At 72.6% G+C, this 16,857-nt stretch carries 18 protein-coding genes; 7 read left to right on the top strand and 11 right to left on the bottom strand.

Translation table 11 applies throughout. The annotated features are described in order from the left end of the window. The first annotated feature begins 57 nt into the window (after positions 1-57). Positions 58-792, top strand: coding sequence for a hypothetical protein (locus ACI78T_RS07320; protein ID WP_456557427.1), 735 nt, complete (start codon positions 58-60; stop codon positions 790-792). A 21-nt stretch (positions 793-813) separates the two neighbouring features. On the opposite strand, the gene ACI78T_RS07315 is transcribed toward ACI78T_RS07320, so the two are convergent. Beyond that, positions 814-1,479, bottom strand: coding sequence for a response regulator transcription factor (locus tag ACI78T_RS07315; RefSeq protein WP_456557426.1), 666 nt, complete (start codon positions 1,477-1,479; stop codon positions 814-816). Next, positions 1,476-2,609: a sensor histidine kinase gene (locus ACI78T_RS07310; RefSeq protein WP_456557425.1), complete on the bottom strand. Its 1,134-nt coding sequence runs from the start codon at positions 2,607-2,609 to the stop codon at positions 1,476-1,478. Before ACI78T_RS07310 ends, ACI78T_RS07315 begins: the two co-directional genes overlap by 4 nt. 183 nt (positions 2,610-2,792) lie before the next feature. On the opposite strand from ACI78T_RS07310, the gene ACI78T_RS07305 reads away from it, so the two are divergent. Further along, the gene (locus tag ACI78T_RS07305) at positions 2,793-3,674 is read left to right on the top strand and encodes an ABC transporter ATP-binding protein (protein WP_456557424.1); all 882 of its coding nucleotides are present in this window, start codon (positions 2,793-2,795) and stop codon (positions 3,672-3,674) included. A 32-nt stretch (positions 3,675-3,706) separates the two neighbouring features. After that, entirely contained in the window at positions 3,707-4,468 is a 762-nt protein-coding gene (locus ACI78T_RS07300) for a hypothetical protein (RefSeq protein WP_456557423.1), read from the top strand. A 48-nt stretch (positions 4,469-4,516) separates the two neighbouring features. Here ACI78T_RS07300 and ACI78T_RS07295 read toward each other — a convergent pair whose 3' ends face one another. Continuing rightward, positions 4,517-5,014, bottom strand: a complete 498-nt coding sequence (locus ACI78T_RS07295) for a winged helix-turn-helix transcriptional regulator (protein ID WP_456557422.1) — start codon at positions 5,012-5,014, stop codon at positions 4,517-4,519. Between the two features lie 88 nt (positions 5,015-5,102). On the opposite strand from ACI78T_RS07295, the gene ACI78T_RS07290 reads away from it, so the two are divergent. After that, positions 5,103-5,585: an SRPBCC family protein gene (locus ACI78T_RS07290; RefSeq protein ID WP_456557421.1), complete on the top strand. Its 483-nt coding sequence runs from the start codon at positions 5,103-5,105 to the stop codon at positions 5,583-5,585. A 65-nt stretch (positions 5,586-5,650) separates the two neighbouring features. Here the strand turns inward: ACI78T_RS07290 and ACI78T_RS07285 are convergent, their stop codons facing one another. Both ACI78T_RS07285 and ACI78T_RS07280 read right to left on the bottom strand, forming a co-directional pair. Then, the gene (locus tag ACI78T_RS07285; protein ID WP_456557420.1) at positions 5,651-6,481 is read right to left on the bottom strand and encodes an SDR family oxidoreductase; all 831 of its coding nucleotides are present in this window, start codon (positions 6,479-6,481) and stop codon (positions 5,651-5,653) included. 54 nt (positions 6,482-6,535) lie between these two features. Further along, positions 6,536-7,180 carry an NAD(P)-dependent oxidoreductase gene (locus ACI78T_RS07280; RefSeq protein ID WP_456557419.1) on the bottom strand — a complete coding sequence of 215 codons (645 nt, stop codon included), beginning with the start codon at positions 7,178-7,180 and terminating at the stop codon, positions 6,536-6,538. Positions 7,181-7,333: 153 nt separating this feature from the next. Between ACI78T_RS07280 and ACI78T_RS07275 the strand changes: the two genes are divergently transcribed. From ACI78T_RS07275 to ACI78T_RS07265, 3 genes are read left to right on the top strand one after another with little or no spacing between them, the layout of a single operon-like run. Next, positions 7,334-8,461 (top strand): serine hydrolase domain-containing protein, encoded by a 1,128-nt coding sequence (locus ACI78T_RS07275; RefSeq protein WP_456557418.1) that lies wholly within the window; start codon positions 7,334-7,336, stop codon positions 8,459-8,461. Positions 8,462-8,495: 34 nt separating this feature from the next. Further along, positions 8,496-9,062, top strand: coding sequence for a hypothetical protein (locus ACI78T_RS07270; RefSeq protein ID WP_456557417.1), 567 nt, complete (start codon positions 8,496-8,498; stop codon positions 9,060-9,062). Further along, on the top strand, positions 9,059-9,985 hold the full coding sequence (locus ACI78T_RS07265) for an oxidoreductase (RefSeq protein WP_456557416.1): 927 nt from the start codon (positions 9,059-9,061) through the stop codon (positions 9,983-9,985). The genes ACI78T_RS07270 and ACI78T_RS07265 overlap by 4 nt, the downstream gene beginning before the upstream one ends. A 78-nt stretch (positions 9,986-10,063) precedes the next feature. Here the strand turns inward: ACI78T_RS07265 and ACI78T_RS07260 are convergent, their stop codons facing one another. The 6 genes from ACI78T_RS07260 to ACI78T_RS07235 all read right to left on the bottom strand — a co-directional run bounded on the left by ACI78T_RS07260 (position 10,064) and on the right by ACI78T_RS07235 (position 16,647). Then, positions 10,064-10,432, bottom strand: a complete 369-nt coding sequence (locus ACI78T_RS07260) for a DUF1707 SHOCT-like domain-containing protein (RefSeq protein WP_456557415.1) — start codon at positions 10,430-10,432, stop codon at positions 10,064-10,066. Positions 10,433-10,562: 130 nt separating this feature from the next. After that, positions 10,563-11,234, bottom strand: coding sequence for a CoxG family protein (locus ACI78T_RS07255; protein WP_456557414.1), 672 nt, complete (start codon positions 11,232-11,234; stop codon positions 10,563-10,565). Then, positions 11,231-13,651 carry an aerobic carbon-monoxide dehydrogenase large subunit gene (gene cutA, locus ACI78T_RS07250; protein ID WP_456557413.1) on the bottom strand — a complete coding sequence of 807 codons (2,421 nt, stop codon included), beginning with the start codon at positions 13,649-13,651 and terminating at the stop codon, positions 11,231-11,233. The genes ACI78T_RS07255 and cutA overlap by 4 nt, the downstream gene beginning before the upstream one ends. Further along, positions 13,648-14,160 carry a (2Fe-2S)-binding protein gene (locus ACI78T_RS07245; protein ID WP_456557412.1) on the bottom strand — a complete coding sequence of 171 codons (513 nt, stop codon included), beginning with the start codon at positions 14,158-14,160 and terminating at the stop codon, positions 13,648-13,650. Before ACI78T_RS07245 ends, cutA begins: the two co-directional genes overlap by 4 nt. After that, positions 14,157-15,032, bottom strand: coding sequence for an FAD binding domain-containing protein (locus ACI78T_RS07240; protein ID WP_456557411.1), 876 nt, complete (start codon positions 15,030-15,032; stop codon positions 14,157-14,159). The genes ACI78T_RS07245 and ACI78T_RS07240 overlap by 4 nt, the downstream gene beginning before the upstream one ends. A 175-nt stretch (positions 15,033-15,207) precedes the next feature. Next, on the bottom strand, positions 15,208-16,647 hold the full coding sequence (locus ACI78T_RS07235; protein WP_456557410.1) for a uracil-xanthine permease family protein: 1,440 nt from the start codon (positions 16,645-16,647) through the stop codon (positions 15,208-15,210). Between the last annotated feature and the right edge of the window lie 210 nt (positions 16,648-16,857).

The raw sequence follows: 16,857 nt of genomic DNA, 5'->3' as shown, positions 1-16,857 counted from the left end.
ACACTCCCCGTGGGCGTCGCCGCCCGGCGGGGCCCGGTTCACGGGAGGGGTGTCGTCATGGAAGCCAGCGCTGGATCCGGGATGAGCGGCCCGGCGGTCACCGCAGGGATGCGGGACGAGGCCGAGGCGAGGTGGGACCGCATCGCCGGCGCGGCCGGCATCGTCTTCGTCCTGCTGGTCGTCGCGAGCTTCTTCACGCCCTCGACGCCGGACTACCCGAGCACCGCGGACGAACTGGCCACCGTGTTGACCGACGACCGGACGGGGCACCAGTGGGCGCTGCTGCTCGGCTTCCTGGCCGACATCGCGGTGCTGCTGTTCCTCGCCGGGATGTGGAGCCGGTTCCGCCGCCACGAGGGCACCGGCGGCATGATGTCCGGCCTGTTCGCGATCGGGAGCGCCGTGTTCTCGGCGACCATCCTGGTCTCCGAGGGCATCTACCTGGCGCTGGTGCAGGCCGCCGAGACCGCGGACCCGGCGACGCTGCCGACGCTCCAGGTCCTCGACTACTGGGTGGGCATCTGTGCGGTGCCCGCCGGCGTGGCCATGATGATCGGCGCCACCGGCGCGGTGCTCAGCACCCACGCCTTCCCGGCCTGGCTCGGCTACCTGTCGGGCCTGACCGGCGTGCTCCTGGTCCTCAGCCTCGCCGCGGTGTTCGAGTCCGACGAGGAGACCGTGCTGGTCGCCATCGGCGGGTTCGGCGGATTCCTGCTGTTCCTCGTGTGGGCGCTGGCGGCGAGCGTGCTGCTGCTCATGCGGACCTCGCGGCGTGCGGAGGCGATGGCCTGAACGGGTGCCCGGCCTGCTGGGTCAGCTCTCCAGCAGGCCGGCCTCGTGGGCCAGGATCGCGGCCTGGGTCCGGTTGGCCAGGTCGAGCTTGGTCAGCAGCCGGGAGACGTAGGTCTTCACCGTCGCCTCGCTGACGAACAGGCGGCGGGCGAGCTCGGCGTTGGACTCCCCGCTGCCGAGCAGCTGGAGCACCTCGCGCTCGCGGTCGGAGAGAGCGGCCACCCGCTGCAGCGCCTCGGCCCGGCGCGGGGCTGCCCGCCGCTCGACGTAGGACTCGATCAGCGTCGCGGTCACCTTGGGCGAGAGCGTCGCGGTGCCGTCGGCGACGGCCCGCACGGCCGCGGCGATCTCCCGCGGCGGGGTGTCCTTGAGCAGGAACCCGGCCGCGCCGGCGGCCAGGGCCGCGTACACGTACTCGTCGAGGTGGAACGTCGTCAGGACGGCGACCTGCGGCGGCTGGGGCAGCGCCAGGATCTCCTTCGTCGCCGACAGCCCGTCGAGCACCGGCATGCGGATGTCCATGAGGACGACGTCCGGCCGCAGCTCCCGCGCCGCCCGCACCCCGGCTGCCCCGTCGCCCGCCTCGCCGACCACGGTGAAGCCGCCCACCGACTCGAGCACCGTGCGCAGCCCGAACCGGACCAGCTCCTCGTCGTCGACCAGCAGCACCCGGATGTCCTCGGTCACGCGGGCAGCACCGCCTCGACCGCGAAGCCGCCGTCCAGCCGTGGGCCGGCGTCGAGCCGGCCGCCCAGGGTGCGCACCCGCTCAGCCAACCCCACGAGGCCGAACCCGCCGCTGCCCGCGTCGGCCGGCGTCCCCCCGGCGCCGTTGACGACCGACACCACGAGCTCGTCCGCCCGCCGCTCGACCGTCACGCACACCCTCGCGCCGGGCGCGTGCTTGCCCGCGTTGGTCACCCCCTCCTGGACGATCCGGTACGCCGCCCGCCCGACGGCGGGGTCGGCCGCTCCGGCGTCGCCGCGCAGCTCGACGTCCATCCCGGCCTCCCGGGCCGAGGCGACCAGCCGCGGGACGTCGTCCAGACCCGGCTGCGGGCCCAGTGGGGCGTCCTCGTCGATCTCCGCCCCGCGCAGGACGCCCACCATCTGGCGCAGCTCGTCGAGCGCCTGGCGGCCGGCGGTCTGCACCTGCTCGGCGAGCTGCTCGACCCGGTCGGCGTCGCGGGCGGCCACCTCGATGGCGCCGGCCTGCAGCACCATCAGACTCACCCGGTGGCCGACGGCGTCGTGCATCTCGCGGGCGATGCGGGTGCGCTCGTCCAGCACCGCCTCGCGGGCGAGCAGCTCACGTTCGGCCTCGGCCCGCTCGGCGCGGTCGCGCAGGGCCTCGAGCAGCTGCACGCGGGTGCGCTGCCAGACCCCGAGCGCGCCGGGGAGGACGAGGACCAGCGCCGTCCCGGCGACGGCGCCCACCCACTCGTCCAGGCTGTGCACCGCCCACGGCTGGAGCAGAGCCAGGCCGCCGACCACCGCCGCCCCGATGCGCACCGGCCAGCGGCCGACGTACCGCCCCACGGCGTAGCTGGTGAGCATCATCCCGGCGGTCACGGCGGGGGAGAAGGCGCTGAGGACGGCGCTCACGGCGTACGGCACCAGCGGCGCCGAGCGGCGGAGGAGGAACAGCAGCACGGTCAGCAGCGCCGCGCCCAGGAGCAGGACCGGGTCCGGGACGAGCCCGGCCTCCGGGGTGGCGGTCCCGAGGACGACGCTCGCGGTGCTCAGCAGCGCGACCACGGCCTCGAGCCAGATCGAGCGCGCGCCGAGACCCGGCCAGATGCGCGCCCGGAGCCCCATGCCGCGAGCGTATTTCGCGGAGCGCACCCGCCGGGTCGCCCGGACGGTGGGGGTCGACGTCAACTTCCGGATGACGGCGTCCGACCGGAGGTGGATGCGAAGACCGGTCCTGCGGCCGACGCGGGGAGCCCGTCGTCGCGGGCAGATTTCTCGCCGACAACGCGGACAGCCCCGGAGGTTCCCATGATCACGGTCAGCGGACTGACCAAGCAGTACGGCGGCCGGACCGTCGTGGACGACGTCTCGTTCGCCCTCGAGCCCGGCACGGTGACCGGCTTCCTCGGCCCGAACGGTGCCGGGAAGACGACGACGATGCGGATGATGACCGGCCTCGTGCCGGCGACGTCCGGGACGTCGACCGTCGACGGGCGGTCGTACACCGACCTGCCCAACCCGGGCGCCGTCGTCGGCACCCTGCTGGACGCCTCGGCGGTGCACCCCGGCCGCACCGGGCGGACCCACCTGCGGCTGCTCGCGTCGGCGATCGGCGTGCCCGCCACCCGGGTCGACGAGGTCCTGGCGCAGGTCGGTCTGGCCGACGCGGCCGGCCGGCGCGTGGGTGGCTACTCGCTCGGGATGCGGCAGCGGCTCGGCATCGCCGGCGCGTTGCTGGCCGACCCTCCCGTGCTCGTCTTCGACGAGCCGGCCAACGGCCTCGACCCGGAGGGGATCCGCTGGATGCGCGACCTGCTGCGCGGGCACGCCGCCAGGGGCGGCACGGTGCTGCTCTCCTCCCACCTGCTCGGCGAGGTCGAGCACACCGTCGACCGGCTGCTGGTGATCGGCAACGGGCGGATCGTCGCCGACGGCCCGGTGGCCCAGCTCCTCGGCGCCGACGGGACCGTCGTCCGGGCGGTCGACCCAGCGGCGCTCGGCCGGGCGCTCGTCGGGGCGGGGTTCCACGTGGAACCCGGTGCGGACGGCGCCCTGGTGGTCGCCGGCGTCGAGCCCGCGGCGGTCGGCGAGGTCGCCGCCACGGCCGGCCTCGCGCTCGTCGACCTGCGGCCGCAGCAGCGCGGCCTCGAGGACCTCTTCTTCCAGCTCACCACGGCGGCCTCGGCATGAGCGCCGTCCTCGACTCCCGGAAGGCAACCGCCATGACCGACGTCCTGTCCCTCGCCTCCCCGCGTATCGACGTCCCGGTGCGCCGGACCGCTCCGTCACTGCCCCTGCTGGTCGGCCTGGAGGTGCGCAAGTCGCTGTCCACCCGGTCGGGCAAGGCCCTGGCCGCGGCCGCCGTGCTGCTGGCGCCGGCGGGTGCCCTGCTCGCGTCGGCGCAGAGCAGCGAGACCCTCGGCTCGATCACCGGGCCGCTCGCGGTCATGGGCCTGCTGACCGGCTACCTGCTGATCGCGCTGGGCGTCCTCTCGACCGCGGGCGAGTGGAGCCACCGGACCGTGCAGACGACGTTCCTGCTGGTCCCGCAGCGCGGCCGCGTGCTGGCGGCCAAGGCGGTGGCGGTCGCCCTGCTCGGGGCGGCCCTGTCGGCCCTGTCGACCGCGCTGTCGGCCGGGGTGCTCGCCGCGATGGAGAGCGGCGTCTCCTGGGACGGCGCCGGGCGGGCGGTCGCCACGGTCGTGGCCGCCGGGGCGGCGTTCGCGGTGATCGGTGCCGGTGTGGGTGCCGCGCTGGGCAACACCCCGGGGTCGCTGACCGGGCTCTACCTGGTGCTGCTCGGCGTGATGCCGGTCCTGCTGAACGTCAAGCCGGCGCTGGCCGAGAAGCTCGACCCGGCCAACTCGGTGCTCGCCCTCGCCCAGGGCGACGCCACGACGCAGTCGGTCGCGGTGCTGGCCGGCTGGGTCGTCGTCAGCACGGTCGCCGGCTGGGTCCTCACCCACCGCCGCGCCGTCTCCTGACGACGTCGGACGGCCCCCTCCCGGACTCCGGGAGGGGGCCGTTCCGCGTCACCGCCCCGCGGCCAGGCGCTGCTCCATGCGCTGGGCACGGTCGGCCGGCATGCCGGGGCCGGGCAGTGCGTCGACCTCCGCGGCGTCGTGGACCTCGCCGCAGGAGGCGCACACGACCTCGGAGCGGATCTCGGAGCCGCAGGCGCGGTGGCGGTACAGCACCGGCGCCCCGTCGGGTGCGGACCAGCGGTCGCCCCAGGCGGTGAGCGCGATGAGGGCGGGTGCGAGGTCCCGCCCCTTCTCGGTCAGCAGGTACTCGTACGCCTCGGGCTGCTCGGAGTAGCGGGAGCGCCGCATGATGCCCGCTTCGACGAAGCCCTCGAGGCGCGAGGCCAGGACGTTGGTCGCGATCCCGAGGCTCCGCTGGAAGTCGGCGAACCGCGTGGAACCGGCGAAGAGGGCGTTGCGAACGATCAGCACGCTCCACCGCTCGCCGACCACCTCGAGCGCGCGGGCGATCGAGCACACCTCGTCGTCGTACGTCTTCCCCAGCACGCCGCCCATCGTAGCCAAGCCGCTTGCATCACGAAAGCAGGTGCCTCTAGGGTGACTTGCGTCATGCAAGCTGGCCTCTGGAGGAGCCATGACCGACCCGAGCTACACCACCGCGTTCACCGTCGAGCGCTCGCCGGACCAGGTGGTCGACGCGATCACCGACGTGCGGAGCTGGTGGATGACGAAGGTCGACGGCGACAACCGCGCCGTCGGCGACGAGTTCTCCTACCGGGTGCCCGGCATCCACTACTGCCGGATGCGGGTCACCGAGCTGGTCCCCGGGCAGCGCGTCGTGTGGCGGGTCGTCGACAACCACATGGGGTTCATCCAGGACCAGAGCGAGTGGAAGGGCACCGAGATCCGCTTCGAGCTGACCGAGCGGGACGGCGGGACCGAGCTCCGGTTCACCCACCACGGTCTGGTGCCGGCCTACGAGTGCTTCGACATCTGCCGGAACGCCTGGACCTTCTACGTCGGCGACAGCCTGCGCAGCCTCATCGAGACCGGGGAGGGCAAGCCGTCGGACCCGGACACGATCAGCCTGGGCGAGGAAGCGGCGCGCGCCGGTTGAGACGTTCCCGCGGGAACGCCTCTGCAAGCCACTGGCCTTGCCCGGGCGTTCCCGCGGGAACGTGCTCAGCTCTGTGAGCCGTGCGCCTTCTCGGACAGCGGCTGCCACTCGCGCCAGGTGGCCAGGCGCGACTCGTAGTCGCGCTCGGCGATGCGCAGCGGGGCCTCGCCGAAGAACACCCGCAGCGGCGGGTTCGCCGCGTCGACGATCTCCAGGACGGCGTCCCGGGTGGCGACCGGGTCGCCGGGGTTGCCGGCCCGCGCCTTGCGCTGCTCGGCGGCCTTCTCGCGGAAGGCGTCGTAGGCCGGGTTCTGCTGGGCGTGCTTGGCCGAGGAGCCACCCCAGTCGGTGCCGTAGGCGCCGGGCTCGATGATCGTGACCTCGATGCCGAAGTCGGCGACCTCCGCGGCCAGCGACTGGCTGAACGCCTCGAGCGCCCACTTGGAGGCGTTGTAGATGCCGATGTTCGGGAACGCGCTGATCCCGCCGATGCTGCTGACCTGCAGGAAGTGACCCGAGCCCTGCTCGCGCAGGTAGGGCAGCGCGGCCTGCGTGACGAACAGGGCGCCGAACACGTTGGTGTCGAACTGGGCGCGGGCCTCGGCCTCGGAGATCTCCTCGATCATCCCGAACTGGCCGTAGCCGGCGTTGTTGACGACGACGTCCAGCCGGCCGAAGCGGTCGTGGGCATCCTTGACGGCGGCGAACACCGCCTCGCGGTCGTCCACGTCGAGCCGGAGCGGCAGGACGGCGTCGCCGAACCGCTGCACGAGGTCGTCGAGGGTCTTCGGGTCACGGGCGGTGGCGGCGACGGAGTCCCCGCGCTCGAGAGCGGCGATCGCCCACTCCTTGCCGAAGCCGCGGGACGCGCCGGTGATGAACCAGGTCTTGGGCATGTCACCGGGCAACCGGGTGGGCCGGACGCGTGTTCCGGCCCACCCGGGTGTCGCTCAGTAGGCGACGGTGAACCGGGCGCGGCGGTGAGCCGGCTGCTCGATCTCGTCGACGATCGCGGTGGCGAAGTCGGCGCCGCCGATGAACGAGTTGCCCTCGTCGTCGGTCAGCAGGACGTCGCCGCCAACGCGGAAGGTGCCCTGGCGCTCCCCTGGGGCGAAGCCGCCGAAGGCCGCGGGCGGGCAGACGTAGAACCAGTCGAGGCTTTCCGCCGAGTTCCGCAGGTCGTCGAGGGCCGCGGCCATCTCCAGGCTCTCCGGCTTGTAGACGGCCGGGAACTCGGGGGTGTCGAAGAGGCGGGGTCCGCCCTCGGCGACGTGCAGGCTGCCGGCGCCGCCGACGACGCCGATGCGCACGCCGGCGCGCTCGGCCTCGGCGGCCAGCTCGGCGATGCCCGGGGCCACGCGGCCTCCCATGTCACCGCGCGGGGCGACGGTGACGACGACGACGTCCGCGTCGGCCAGGACCTTCGCGCGGGTGTCGGCGGCGAGCAGGGAGCCCTCGAGGTAGTCGACGCCGTCGACGCGCTGCTCGGGGAGGTTCCGGCTGACCGAGGTCACCGAGTGCCCCCGCGTCGCCGCCTCCGCGACGATGTTGCTGCCGGCGTAGCCGGTCCCGCCGAACACGCTGATCCGTGCCATGTCTGTGCCTCCGTTGGTCGGTCGTGCTGGAGGCAACTCCGACCGGATGCTTGAACATTCCAGTATCTCGGTGCGTCGTTGTCGCGATCTTGTGGTCGTGGTCTGATCGCTGTCTGCGTGGCAACGGCGCCGCGCGATCGACGAGGGGGGCTCATGGCCGAGGTCCACGGCAACTTCGACGAGCGGTTCGCCGGGGTGCGGGACGCGCTGGCACAGCAGCTGGACGGCGACGAGCTCGGCGCCTCGATCGCGGTGGACCTCGACGGCGAGACCGTCGTCGACATCTGGGGCGGCTACCGCGACGAAGCGCGGACCACCCCGTGGACGCAGGACACGATCGTCAACGTCTGGTCGACGACGAAGTGCGTGCTCAACCTGGCCGCGCTGATGCTCGTCGACCGCGGCGACCTCGACCCGTACGCGCCGGTGGGCAACTACTGGCCCGAGTTCTCGGCCAAGGGCAAGAAGGACGTCGAGGTGCGGCACCTGATGTCGCACACGTCCGGCGTCTCCGGCTGGGAGCAGCCCTTCTCCGTGCGCGACATGTACGACTGGGAGACGGCCTGCGAGCGGCTGGCGCAGCAGCGGCCGTGGTGGGAGCCGGGGACGGCGTCCGGGTACCACGCGGCCAGCCAGGGCTTCCTCGTCGGCGAGCTGGTCCGGCGGATCACCAACAAGACGTTCTCGACGTTCGTGCGGGAGGAGATCGCCGGGCCGCTGGGCGCGGACTTCCAGATCGGCGCCCGGCCCGCCGACTGGGACCGGGTGGCGTCGCTGGTCGCGCCGCCGCGGCCGGAGTCGGCCGGTGACCCCGACCCGGCGTCGATCTCGGTGCGGACGTTCACGGCGCCGGTGATGTCGGTGAAGGCGACGGCGAGGCCGGAGTGGCGGGCGGCCGACCTCGGCGCGCTGAACGGGCACTCGAACGCCCGGGGCGTGCTGGACGTACTGCGGGTGCTCTCGCTCGGCGGGACCGCGGGCGGCGTGCGGCTGCTGTCGGAGAAGTCGGTCGACCTGGTCTTCGAGCAGCAGTCCGACGGCGTCGACCTGGTGCTGGAGGAGCCGTTCCGGTTCGGCATCGGCTACTGCCTGGGGTCGCCGGTCGTGCCGTACGTGCCGGAGGGCCGCACCTTCTACTGGGGCGGCTGGGGCGGCTCGCTGGCCGTCATGGACCTCGACCGCCGGCTCACCATCACGTACATGATGAACGCGATGGCGCAGGGGATCCTCGGGTCGGCGCGGTCGGAGGCCTATGTCCGTGCGGTGTACGACGCACTCTGATTGCCCGCTGACCTGGCGGGATAGGTAGCGCGGCGTGGAACTCGACGACGTGCTGCCCAACAGCCACTACGTCACGCGGCAGTCGCGGTGGATCGCGGCAGCGCCGGAGGTGGTGTGGGAGGAGCTGCACGCCGTCCGGCTGAGCGGGCTGCCGGTCACCGTCGTGCTGAGTGCGGCCCGGTTCCTGCCGGTGCTGCTGTCGGGGCACGGGCTGAAGCAGCTGCACGACCGGCCGTTCCTCGACGCGCTGCCGGTGCCGCTGCTGTCGTCGACGGAGAACGAGTCGGTGGTGTTCGGCGGGGCGCTGCAGGCGTGGCGGCTGCGGGGAGGCGAGGACCCGCCTTCCTTGGACGCCGAGGAGCTGGCGCGGTTCATCCAGCCGGGCTGGGTGAAGGCGGTCATGGACTTCCGGCTCAAGCCCGTGCGCGGCGGGACGGAGCTGTCGTCGGAGACGCGGGTGCTGGCGACGGACCCGGACACGCGGGGCCGGTTCAGCTGGTACTGGATGGTCGTGCAGCCGGGGAGCACCGCGATCCGCTGGGAGGTGCTGACGGCGGTGCAGCTCCGCGCGGAAGCGAGGCTGCGGCAGGTCGCACCTTGACCTGGACCGAGAAGGACATCCCGGACCTGACCGGCCGGACGGCGGTGGTGACCGGGGCGAACGGCGGGCTGGGCTTCCAGACGGCGCTGGCGCTGGCCGGTGCGGGCGCGCACGTGGTGATGGCGGCGAGGGATCCGGACAAGACGACCGCGGCGGTGGCGCGGATCGCGGAGCGGTACCCGGCGGCGTCGCTCGAGGTGGTGCCGCTGGACCTGGGGGACCTGTCGGTGGTTCGTGCGGCCGCCGACAAGGTGCTGGCCGGGCACGAGCGGATCGACATCCTGGTGAACAACGCCGGGGTGATGGCGATGCCGCAGCGGGAGACGGCCGACGGCTTCGAGATGCAGTTCGGCATCAACCACCTGGGGCACTGGGCGCTGACGGCGCACCTGATGCCGGCGCTGCTGGCCGCGCCGGCCGCGCGGGTGGTGACGGTGACGTCGACGGCCCGGCATCGCGCTCGGCCGCTGGACCCGGCGGACCCGCACATGCGGCGGAACTACGGGGCGTGGGCGTCGTACGCGCGGTCGAAGATGGCGAACCTGCACTTCGCACTGGGGCTTCAGCAGCAGTTCGAGCGCGCGGGGGTGGCGGCGCAGAGCCTTGCGGCGCACCCCGGGCTGACGAACACGGACCTGCAGGCGCGGTCGGTGCGGGAAGGCGGCGCCGGCTGGCTCGGAGCGTTCTTCGAGGCGATGACGGCGCGGTCAGGGATGACGCCGTTCGAGGGCGCGCGACCACAGCTACGGGCAGCGACCGACCCCCGGGCCAAGGGCGGCGAGCTCTACGCGCCTCGCTTCGGGTCGCACGGCCCAGCAGTCCGCCACCCGATCCTCCGCCGCTTCGACCTGCAGAAGCAGATCGACCACCTGTGGCGCGTTTCCGAGCGGGAGACCGAGGTGCCGCTGGTCGTCCAGCCCTGACGTGGGCGCCCGGCGGCTCGCGCAGGTCGCCGGTCCGGTCACCGGTGGAGGAGCGCCGGCCTCACCGGCACGACGCGCTCACCGGTAACGGCTGAATCGCATGTGCCGGAGGAAGAGGAACAGGACGACGAAGCCGAACAGCGGTGGGACGCCGTAGATCACGGCCGCCACGATCGACCAGGCGAGCAGCATGGAGACGAGGACCGCCAGGACGCCCGGCACGCGTACCGCCGACCTGCTCGGACGGCGGGGCGGCTCCGGATCGGACGGTAGGTCGGCGGTCAGCGCGGGGAGCTCGTCGAGGAACACGGACGCGTGCGCCCGGACGACCCGCTCGTCGAATTCCTCGACGGTCAGCCGGCCCTCGCCGAAGTGCTTGCCGAGCTGCTCGACGACCCGCTGACGGTCCTTGTCACCCGCTCGCATGCGGGGCTGGAGTTCCGCCATCGCCCGTGCCTCCTCGACGTCCGCCACCCGATGGTGCGCCCATGGCGTCGGTGTCGGACGGGAGAGCAGCGCCGTCCGGCACCGATGCCATGCTCAACGTCGGCAGGGCGACGATTGGTGCCCGGACTCGTCAGCGGCGACCGAGGCGGTACCCGACCAGGACGCCGAGAAGGGTGAGCAGCGCGCCGCCCACCGCGCCGACGAGCAGGGTCTGGGCGTCGCCGGACGTTCCCGCGGGAACGCCTGCGCGGCCACTGAACACCTGCGGGCCCGAGGCGGCGACCGGCGCACCGCCGGCCACCAGTGAGGCGTCGCTGGTCGAGACTGCGGCAGCAGACGGCGCGGCGCTGATCGGCGTCACGGTGCCGGTCAGCTCGGCGTCGATCGCCTTGAAGAACTGGCCGGCCATCCGCTTCGCGACGCCGGAGATCATCCGCTGGCCCACACCCGCGACCGGACCGCCGATCACGGCGTCCGCCGAGTAGGTCAGGTTCGTCTTCCCGTCGCCCGCGTCGTCCAGGTTGATCGTCACCTGGGCCCGCGCGTTCCCCGGCGCACCGGCGCCCGAGGCGTGCATAACGTACGACTTCGGGTGCTCCTTGTCCGACAGGCGCACCTCGCCCGCGTACGTCCCGCGGATCGCCCCGACGCCGACGGAGACGTTCATCTTGTACTCGTCGTCCCCCACCTGCTCGAGCGACTCGCACCCCGGGATCGTCCGCGCCAGCACCGCCGGGTCGGTGATCACCGACCACACCCGCTCCGGCGACGCCGAGAGAACCGCAGAGCCGTCGAGGTTCACGCCATCACTCCAGTCCCCGCGCGGCTGGCAGCCGCCGCGGTCATCTCCGAATCAGGGGAGCGCACCAGGTCGTACAGCTCCGTCGGTGAGATCGGCATCGACGTGATCCGCCGTCCCACCGCGTCCTCGATCGCCGAGGCGATCGCCGCCGTCCCCGGGATGACCCCGGCCTCGCCGGCGCCCTTGATGCCCAGCGGGTTCAGCGGCGACGGCGTCTGCTGGTGGTCGATGTCGATGTCGGGCACCTCGGACGCGTACGGCATGAGGAAGTCCATGTAGGAGGCGTTCTGCAGCTGGCCGTCCTTGTCGTAGACCATCCGCTCGTACAACGCCCCGCCCACGCCCTGCGCGACGCCGCCGTGCACCTGTCCCTCGACGATCATCGGGTTCACGACGTTGCCGCAGTCGTGGACCACGGCGTACTTCACGACGTCGATCTCCCACGTCGCCGGGTCGATCTCGACGATCGCGGCGTGGGCCCCGGACGCGAACGTCGACCGCAGCGGCGAGTAGTAGTCCCGGTGCTCCAGCCCCGGGGCGTCGCCCTCGGCCACCGGTGGCTTCGAGTCGTCGTGCGTCGTGAACTGGGTGGCCTGCTTGGCCGCCTCGTCGAACGCGTAGCGCAGCGGGTTGGACAGGACGGCGACGGTCCGCAGCGGGATCGACGTCCCGGGCACGCCCTTGACCTGCACCAGGCCCTCGTCGATCTCCAGGTCCTCCGGTGCGGCCTCGAGCACGTCGGCGGCGATCCGCAGGGCCTTCTCCCGCACGCCACGGGCGGCCAGCGCGATGGCGTTGCCGCTCATCACCGCGGCCCGCGAGGCGAAGGTCCCGACGGCGTACCCGAAGCGCCGGGTGTCGCCGGTGGTCACCTCGACGTCCTCGATCGGCACCCCGAGCTCCGACGCCACGATCTGCGCGAACGCCGTCTCGTGGCCCTGCCCCTGCGAGGTCAGCCCCGTCGACACCAGCACCTTGCCGCTGCCGAGCACTTGCACGTGCCCGCCCTCGTACGGCCCAGGCCCGGTGCCCTCCACGTACAGCGCCATCCCGATGCCTAGGTGCTTGCCGCGGGCGGCCGCCTCTTCCCGAAGCCGCGAAGCCTCGGACCAGCCCACCAGCGTCTTCAGCTTCTCCACCAGGCCCGGGTAGTCGCCCGAGTCGTAGATGACCGGCCGGCCGTCCTGGAACGTCAGGTGGTGGTCGTAGGGGAACTGGTCGGGCTGGATGAGGTTCCGCTCCCGGACGGCGGCCCGGTCGAGCCCCAGCGCGTCGGCGATGCGGTCCATCGTCCGCTCCATCGCGTAGCAGGCCTGCGGCCGCCCGGCCCCGCGGTACGGCGTCACGATCACGGTGTTCGTGTAGACGCTGTCGACGCGCACCCGGTACACCGGGATCACGTACGGGCCGACCAGCTGGGTCGCGGTGATGATCGGGACGATGATCCCGTAGGGCGTGTAGGCGCCGTTGTCGTGCAGCACGTGGACGTCGAGCGCGGTGATCCGGCCCTCGTCGTCGTAGCCCACGGTGATGTCCTGGCGCTGCTGCCGCTCGTGCGCCGAGGAGATGAAGTGCTCGCGCCGGTCCTCGGCCCACTTCACCTCGGCCTGCAGCGCGATGGCGGCCATCGGCACCAGCAGCTCCTCGGGCCACGGGTGCACGATCTTCACGCCGAAGCCGCCGCCGACATCCGGCGCGATGACCTCGACGGTGTCCAGCGACAGCTCCAGCTTCGCCGCGATCGCCGCGCGGACCGACGTCGACGCCTGGGTGCTCGTGTAGACCCGCAGCGACCGGTCGTCGGCGTCCCAGCGCGCGTGCACGCCCCTGCCCTCCATCGGCATGGAGGCGCTGCGCTCGATGTACTGGGTGAACGAGAGCGTGTGCGTCGAGGCCGCCAGCGCCGGCTCGACGTCGCCGGTCTCCTGGTGGTGCCGGGCGGCCACGTTGTCGGGGACGTCGTCGTGCACGGCGGCCTTCGCCTCGTGCGCGGCGTCCACGCCGACGACGACCGGCAGCTCCTCGTAGGTGACGACGATGCGCTCGCACACGTCCTCGGCCACGTACCGGTCGGTCGCCACCACCATGACGACGGGCTCGCCCACGTGCCGGACGACCCCGTTCGCCAAGGGGTAGCCGGTGCGCGGCTCGGTCAGCTGCGGGTGGGGGATGAGCACCGGCAGCGGCTCGGCCATCGGGCCGGTGAGGTCCTCGTAGGTGTAGATCGCGACGAGGCCCTCGACGTCGAAGCAGTCGTCCACGTCGATGTCGACGATGCGGGCGTGGGCGTGCGGCGAGCGGACGAACGCCGCCGCCAGGGCACCCGACCCGATGTCGTCGAGGTAGCGGCCCTTGCCGACGATCAGCCGGGCGTCCTCGCGCCGGCGAACGGGCTCCCCGAACAGCTTGGTGGTCATGCGCGGTCCCGCATCGCGGCGTTGGCGTGGTGGACGGCCTTCCTGATGTTGGCGTAGCCGGTGCACCGGCAGAGGTTGCCGCCCACCATCTCGTCGACCTCCTCCTCGGTCAGCTCGACGGCGTTGTCCCGCTTCTCCAGCCCCGCGGCGATCGTGGTGAGGAAGCCCGGCGTGCAGAACCCGCACTGCAGCGCATGGCACTCGCGGAACGCCTCCTGCACGGGGTGCAGCACCTGCCCGCCCTGGTGGTCGTCCCGCGCGAGGCCCTCCACCGTGGTCACCGAGTGCCCGTCGACCTGGACGGCGAGCATCAGGCACGAGCGCACCGGGTCGCCGTCCACCAGCACCGTGCACGCGCCGCACACGCCGTGCTCGCAGCCGACGTGCGTGCCGGTCAGCCCGAGGTCGTGGCGCAGCGCGTCCGACAGCAGCCGGCGCACCGGCACGGTTGCCTCGCGGCGGACGCCGTTCACCGTGACGGTGATGGTCCGTTCGACGTCGACGCTCATGCCGCCCTCCCAGCTGCCTCGGTCGCCGCCTCGGCCAGCGTCCGTTCGGTCAGGACGCCGACCAGCAGCCGCCGGTAGTCGGCGCTGGCGTGGATGTCGGTGTCCGGGTCGACCAGCGTGCGCGCCAGCTCGCCGGCGGCGGCCCAGTCGGCCTTCTCCACGGGGGAGCCGATCACGGCGTCGGTCAGGTCGTGCACCTCGGGGGTCAGGCCGACCGAGACGTAGGAGGCCCGGACGGCGGCGACGCGGCCGTCCTCGTCCAGGGTGACGACGACGCCGGCGCCGCAGACGGCGTAGTCGCCCTTGCGGCGGGCCACCTCGGCGAACGCCGCCCCCGAGCGGGCCGGCAGGGCGGGGAAGAAGGCGGAGGTGACGACGGCGGGCCCGTGGACCGAGGTCTCGAGCGGGCCGACGAAGAAATCGCGCCACGCGACCGTCTCGACCCCGGCGGGCGTGGCCACCGTGACGGAGCCGTCGGTGAGGGCGAGGACCGACGTCATCTCGCCCGAGGGGTCGGCGTGCGCGATCGAGCCGACGGTGGTGCCGCGGTTGCGGATGGCCGGGTGGGCGACGTTCGCCGTCGCCCGCGCCAGGAGCGGCTGGACGCCGGCGGCGACCTGGTCGGAGAGCAGCGCGTTGTGGCGGACGAGCGCCCCGACCGTCACGCCGGCGTCGTCCACCTCGATCGAGGCGAGGCCGGGCACCCGGTTGATGTCGACCAGCGTCGTGGGCGCGGCCAGCCGCATGGAGAGCAGCGGGAGCAGGGACTGCCCGCCGGCGAGCACCTTCGCGCCGTTCCCCTCGGCGGACATGACCGCGAGGGCCTCGTCGAGCGAGCCGGGGTCGGCGTAGCGGAACGGTGCGGGCTTCACCGGCTGCGGTCACCTCCGTACGAGACGTGCGAGAGCAGTCACTCTGTCACCGCGCGGAGGGCGGCGAAAGTACCTCAGCGCTAAATCTTCATCGCCCTGTGACCGGGCCCGGAACGACGCACGCCGCCCCCGGACGGACCGGGGACGGCGTGCGCGCAGAGCGGGTGGAGCAGGGTTACCGGTTGGTGTCCGGAACCCCCGGACGGCCCACCTCGTCGACCGACGACGGGTCGGGCGCGCCGTGGTGACCGAGCGACGACGCCGCGGCGGGGTGGGTGCCCTCGCGGGTGAGCGCGGCCTTCATGTCGGCCGGGGCGAGGGCCCGGGCGACGTGCCAGCCGGCGACGGCGACGATCGAGCCCAGCGCGATGCCGCTCAGCGAGAAGTCGTCGGTGATCTGCAGGTTGACCGGGCCGATGCCGATGATGATCCCGGCCGCGAGCGGCACGAGGTTGATCGGGTTGGCGAAGTCGACCCGGTTCTCCTTCCAGATCTTGGCGCCGAGCAGGCCGATCATCCCGTAGAGGACGACGGTGATGCCGCCGAGCACCCCGCCCGGGACGATGTTGATCAGGGCGCCGAACTTCGGGATGAGGCCGAGCAGGATCGCCACGATCGCGGCCACGTAGTAGGCCGCCGTCGAGTAGACGCGGGTGGCGGCCATGACGCCGATGTTCTCGGCGTAGGTGGTGGTCGGCGAACCGCCGACGGCGCTGGCGACGACGGTGGCGACACCGTCGGCGGCCACGGCCCGGCCCATGTACGGGTCGAGGTCGCGCTTGGTCATCTCGGCCACGGCCTTGACGTGGCCGACGTTCTCGGCGACCAGGGCGATGACGGCCGGCAGGACCAGCAGGCTGAAGTTCAGGGAGAACGTCGGCGTGGTGATCTCGGGGAACCCGAACCAGTCGGCGTCCCCGACCGAGTCGAAGTTGATCCGGTCGCGGGTGGACACGGTGCCCGTGCCGTCCGGCGAGGTGATCTGGCCGGCGGTCACGTCGAGAAGGACCGACAGCAGGTAGCCGAAGACCAGGCCGAGCAGGATGGAGATGCGGGCGAGGAAGCCGCGTAGCGCCAGCGAGCAGACGATGACGAACGCCATGACGGCCAGCGCGACCCACTGGTCCTGCGGCCAGTAGACGCTCGCGGCGACCGGGGCCAGGTTGAAGCCGATCAGCATGACGACGGCGCCGGTGACCGCCGGCGGCAGCACCTTGTTGATCAGGTCGAGACCCGCGAAGTGGATCAGCAGGCCGACGAGGGCGAGCACGACACCGGCGACCAGGATCGCGCCGACGACGTCGCTGGAGTCACCGCCGTTGGTGCGGATCGCCGCCACGCCGCCGACGAAGGCGGCGCTGGTGCCCAGGTAGCTGGGCACCCGGTTCTTGACGATGAGCAGGAACAGGATCGTCGCGACGCCGCTCATCATGATCGCGAGGTTCGCGTCCAGGCCCATGATGAGCGGGAAGACGAACGTCGCACCGAACATGGCCACCACGTGCTGGGCGCCGATGCCGATGGTGAGCGGCCAGGACAGCCGCTCGTCCGGCGCTACCGCCTCGCCCAGGGGCGGCGTCTTGCCGTCCCCGTAGAGCTTCCAACCGAACGCCATCTGAGTGCCTCCTCGACGTGCACTTCCGACCCGGATCGGTGCCGGACAACGGGCGTTGCCAGCACTGGGAGGCGCCACTGTTGCACCGCCGACGACACGGCGGAAGTACCTCAGTGCTAAATCGTTATTGCAGGTGAACGCCACTGGAACGGGTGGTGCCGAGGGCTGCTGGTGGGGCTCCAGAACATCTCTTACCGCTAAGGCAATTGT

Source organism: Blastococcus sp. SYSU D00922, from assembly GCF_054050495.1.
Note: the sequence above shows the minus strand (reverse complement) of the source record. Positions and strands in the feature narration are given on the sequence as shown.